Origin of the sequence: Methylobacterium terricola (assembly GCF_006151805.1) — a bacterium.
In the GTDB taxonomy this organism is placed as follows: domain Bacteria; phylum Pseudomonadota; class Alphaproteobacteria; order Rhizobiales; family Beijerinckiaceae; genus Methylobacterium; species Methylobacterium terricola.
Genome location: NZ_VDDA01000080.1, coordinates 1 through 3,916, shown reverse-complemented (window position 1 = coordinate 3,916; position 3,916 = coordinate 1). Strand labels below are relative to the sequence as shown.

The 3,916-nt window shown below is 65.9% G+C and carries 3 protein-coding genes and 2 pseudogenes; 3 read left to right on the top strand and 2 right to left on the bottom strand.

Annotated features, from left to right (window positions below; translation table 11 throughout):
- From FF100_RS36590 to FF100_RS36580, 3 genes and pseudogenes are all read left to right on the top strand, one after another.
- Nucleotides 1-116 (top strand): annotated as a pseudogene (locus tag FF100_RS36590) (IS5/IS1182 family transposase); the annotation flags it as partial.
- A 13-nt stretch (nt 117-129) separates the two neighbouring features.
- On the top strand, nt 130-543 hold the full coding sequence (locus FF100_RS36585; protein ID WP_246102804.1) for a response regulator: 414 nt from the start codon (nt 130-132) through the stop codon (nt 541-543).
- A gap of 132 nt (nt 544-675) precedes the next feature.
- The gene (locus tag FF100_RS36580) at nt 676-912 is read left to right on the top strand and encodes a hypothetical protein (RefSeq protein WP_139040903.1); all 237 of its coding nucleotides are present in this window, start codon (nt 676-678) and stop codon (nt 910-912) included.
- Here the strand turns inward: FF100_RS36580 and FF100_RS36575 are convergent.
- Together FF100_RS36575 and FF100_RS36570 are read right to left on the bottom strand one after the other, a co-directional pair.
- Nucleotides 909-3,758: a PAS domain-containing protein gene (locus FF100_RS36575; protein WP_139040902.1), complete on the bottom strand. Its 2,850-nt coding sequence runs from the start codon at nt 3,756-3,758 to the stop codon at nt 909-911. The two genes, FF100_RS36580 and FF100_RS36575, sit on opposite strands and share 4 nt — an antisense overlap.
- A gap of 42 nt (nt 3,759-3,800) precedes the next feature.
- Nucleotides 3,801-3,916: pseudogene (locus FF100_RS36570) on the bottom strand (IS5/IS1182 family transposase); the annotation flags it as partial.

Below are 3,916 nucleotides of genomic sequence, written 5' to 3'. Positions count from 1 at the left end.
TCAACCGCGCCCGCCGCTTGCCCGTCCGCTACGAACGCCGCGCCGACATCTACGAGGCCTTCACGTTCCTGCAGGCAAGCCTCATCACCCTCCGCCAGATCAGGCGGTTCTGTTAGGCGCTCTTAGTCCATGATGGAAAATGTCGATCATCACACCTCTCCCTGCGCCCTGGTGGTCGATGACGACCCCCTGATCCGCATGAACGCTGCCGAGATGCTGGCAGACGCCGGGTTCCAGACCCTTGAAGCGTCTCACGTCGAGGAGGCGTTAGGCGTCCTCCGCCAGCATCACCCCGCCATCGTGCTGCTGTTCACCGACGTGCAGATGCCCGGTGCCCAGGATGGGTTCGCGCTGGCCCGCCATACCGCCGCGCACTGGCCGCACATCTCGATCGTCGTGGCCTCCGGCCGGGCCCGGCCAGGTCCCGAGGACATGCCGGAGGGGGCTCGGTTCGTCGGCAAGCCGTTCAGCGCCGAGGTGGTCTTTCACCACCTCAAGGAAGTGGTGCCAGACGAGCATAAGCCCGAGCCGCTGAGGGTCTGACCGGCAAGCTTGGCCATAAGCCCTTTTGTGCTCTGCGCAATTCCATCCGTAGCCGGACGCGATCGGCGTTGTCTTGTGCCGAGGCCAACCGCTATCAATTCACACGCACCCCAAATTTCCTAACGGCAACCGATGACCAACACACACAGGCGGCTTGTGGATGCGATGATCGCCGAAATCATCGAGCAGGAGGGCATGGCCCAGGAGCTGGCTGAGTTTGCCGACCTGATGGAGGAAGACGGTCATCATGCGACCGCAGACACGCTCCGAGCCATGAGCCGTGGCCGCCGGGTCAAAGGTATGGAGCTGCGCGGCAATCTGGCCGCGCTGAGGGCTACCGGCCGCGAAACAGCCGAGGGCAGCGATTAGCGCCCTCGTCTGGCATGGACGACCCGGCGCAGCACGCGGGAGAGCTGATCGGCCGAGTAGGGCTTGTGTAGCAGCTCGAACCCATGATTGCCGTTCTGCGCAAGCACATGGCTGTAGCCGGAGGCCAGCACGACCGGCAGCGTGGGTAGGCGACGGCGCAGCTCCTCGGCCAAGGCGATCCCGCCCATTCCCGGCATCACCACGTCCGAGAACACTGCATCGAACCCGTCGCCATCCGGACCGAGGCGTTTCAGGGCGGTTTCGGCATTGGCGACCCACTCGGTGCGGTAACCCAGGTCCTCGAGGATCTGCGTCGCGAATTTACCGACCTCGATATTGTCCTCGACCACCAGTACCTTGAGGCCTCGGCCATCCGGTGCGGGGCCACTGTCCTCCATGTCGGCCGCCTCCTCGGCCGGTGCTGCGACCTCAGGCAGGTAGAGGGCGAACGTGGTGCCCGCGCCGACCAGGCTGTGCACGTCCACGTCGCCGCCCGACTGCTTGGCGAACCCGAACACCTGTGACAGGCCGAGGCCGGTGCCTTTGCCGACCTCCTTGGTGGTGAAAAACGGCTCGAAGATCTTTCCCAGATCTCCCTCGGCAATACCACTGCCGGTGTCACTCAGCTCGATCTTGGCAAACGGGCCAGGGCCGCCGCCGTGCCCCCGGATTGGGGGCATCGGCAGACTACACGTCAGCCGCAGGGTCAGTGTGCCCTCGCCCTCCATCGCATCCCGAGCGTTGACGGCCATGTTGATCAGGGCCGTCTCGAACTGGCTCTGGTCCGCCTTGATGAAGCAGGGCGTGTCCGGCAGGTCGGTCACTACCCGCACCCGCGCGCCGGTCACGGTGTCGAGCATGTCGGCGACCGCGCGCAGGCGCTCGCCGACGTTCAGCACCTCGGGCTTGAGCGCCTGGCGCCGAGCGAACGCCAGCAGCTGCCCCGTCAGCTTGGCGGCTCGCTCGACCGTGTCGGAGACCGCATCCATGTACCGCTTGCGCCGCTCCTCGGGGAGGTTCGGCCGACGCAGGAAGTCCACCGACGAGCGGATGATGGTCAGCAGGTTATTGAAGTCGTGGGCGACGCCACCGGTGAGCTGACCGACCGCCTCCATCTTCTGCGACTGCCGTAAGGCCTCAGCGGTCGCTTCGAGCGCCTGGGCCTGTTCCTTGTCCGCCGTGATGTCGCGACCGGTGGCATAGGTCATCATGCCGGCAGGCGCGGCCGACCACGAAATCCAACGTATTGAGCCATCCTTATGGCGGTAGCGGTTGACCACGCGGGGCTGCCCGCCAGTCGCCGCGTGGTTGTAGGCATCAACTGTCTCGGCGTGGTCGTCTGGGATGACAAACTCGTTGACGTGATGCCCGACCAGCTCCTCTGGCATATAGCCCAGCAGACGCGTCCACGCTGGATTGACCCTGCGGAACATGCCGTCGAAGTCGATCACAAGCATCAGGTCCGGTGAGGTTTCCCACATCCGGTCCCGTTCCTCGGTCCGTTCGGCCACCTCATGGGCTAGGGTGTCGGCCCGTGCGGACAGCACTGCCGCCGCATCCCGCAGGGCGGTCACATCCTGAACGAAGACGTAGAACCCATCCACCGCGCCGCTGGCGTCATGGCGGGGCAGATAGCGGATGTCGGCCACGCGCCGTTCCCCGTTCGGCCACGGCCAGTCTAGGTCCATCCGTACCGGCTCGCCTGCCAGCGCGCGCTCGATCCCTGCCCGGCGTGCCGCATACCCCTCCGCGCCTGCGATCTCGGGCACAGTCCGCCCTACGACCTGCTCCGGTGCCAGGCCGAACCAGTCCCGATAGGCGGCATTGGCAAACCGGTAGGTCAGCGAGTGATCCACGAACGCGACCAGGAACGGCAGCGCATCCGTCACAAGGCGCAGTTGGGTTTCGCTGGCGCGGAGCGCGTTCTCGGCCATCCGCCGTGCCGTGGCGGCGCGGGTGCGTGCCGCCACCTCGCGGATGAACGCGAGTTCGTCCTCGGCCCATTCGCGCGGTTTAGCGCTACAGACAAACAGCAGCGAGACCAAGCGGCCGTGCTCGAACACCGGCGTGTTGACCAAAGCCCGGACGTTGATTGCCTCCAACGCCGCAGCGTAGTCTTTGGTGCGTGGGTCGGTACGGGCATCACCAATGACAACCGTTTCGCCCTGCTTGATGTCTTCGATGTAGGAGCCGAAATCCCGAAACCTGAGCAGACCGGCGATGGAGTGTGCGCCGTCACTGGTCCAGTCGCGCTCCACCGTGATTGTCTCGGTCTCAGGGTCCACCAGGCCGTAGCCAACGAGCTGCACCCCAAGGGCCCGACCCAGGATACCACTCGCCACGTCGGCGAGGCTGGCGGTGTCGCTATCGTGCTCGGCGAGCTGGTCGCTCAGTTCCAGCAGTGCCTTGCGTCGTTCCTCGCCTTCGCGAAGAGCAACCCCGGCCAGGTGCTCGGCGGTGCGGTCGCGCATGATCTTGACGAAGCCGATGTGCCGGTCGTCCTCGTCCCGCAGCGGCATCATCTCGCCGGAGGCCCAGAACCGCTCCTCGCCTTGCTTGAGGTGCCAGCGTTCATCCTGGGCACGCCCATGTTTCAGGGCAGTGGTCATCTCGTAGGCGACCCGGCCGTTGGCTCGGTCCTCGGGCGTAAAGAAACGGGCAGCGTCCTGGCCGCGCATCTCCTCGGCGGTCCAGCCCATGACGTGCTCGGAGCCGCTGTTCCATCCCGTGATGGTGCCCTCGCGGTCCGTCACGATGATCGCGAAGTCCAGGGCGCTCTCGAACACCGCATTTTGGCGGGCCGCGTCCAGGGTGCCGTGCCGGACCCGCTCACGCAGCCGTCGCACCTCGGCTTCCAGCTCCTCCCGCGAGAGGCCGCTTTAGAGCGCCTAACAGAACCGCCTGATCTGGCGGAGGGTGATGAGGCTTGCCTGCAGGAACGTGAAGGCCTCGTAGATGTCGGCGCGGCGTTCGTAGCGGACGGGCAAGCGGCGGGCGCGGTTGA

What these genes read in the sequence shown, in the direction of transcription:
- FF100_RS36585 (WP_246102804.1), top strand. Translation starts at nt 130, where the DNA reads ATGATGGAAAATGTCGATCATCACACCTCTCCCTGCGCCCTGGTGGTC.
- FF100_RS36580 (WP_139040903.1), top strand. Translation starts at nt 676, where the DNA reads ATGACCAACACACACAGGCGGCTTGTGGATGCGATGATCGCCGAAATC.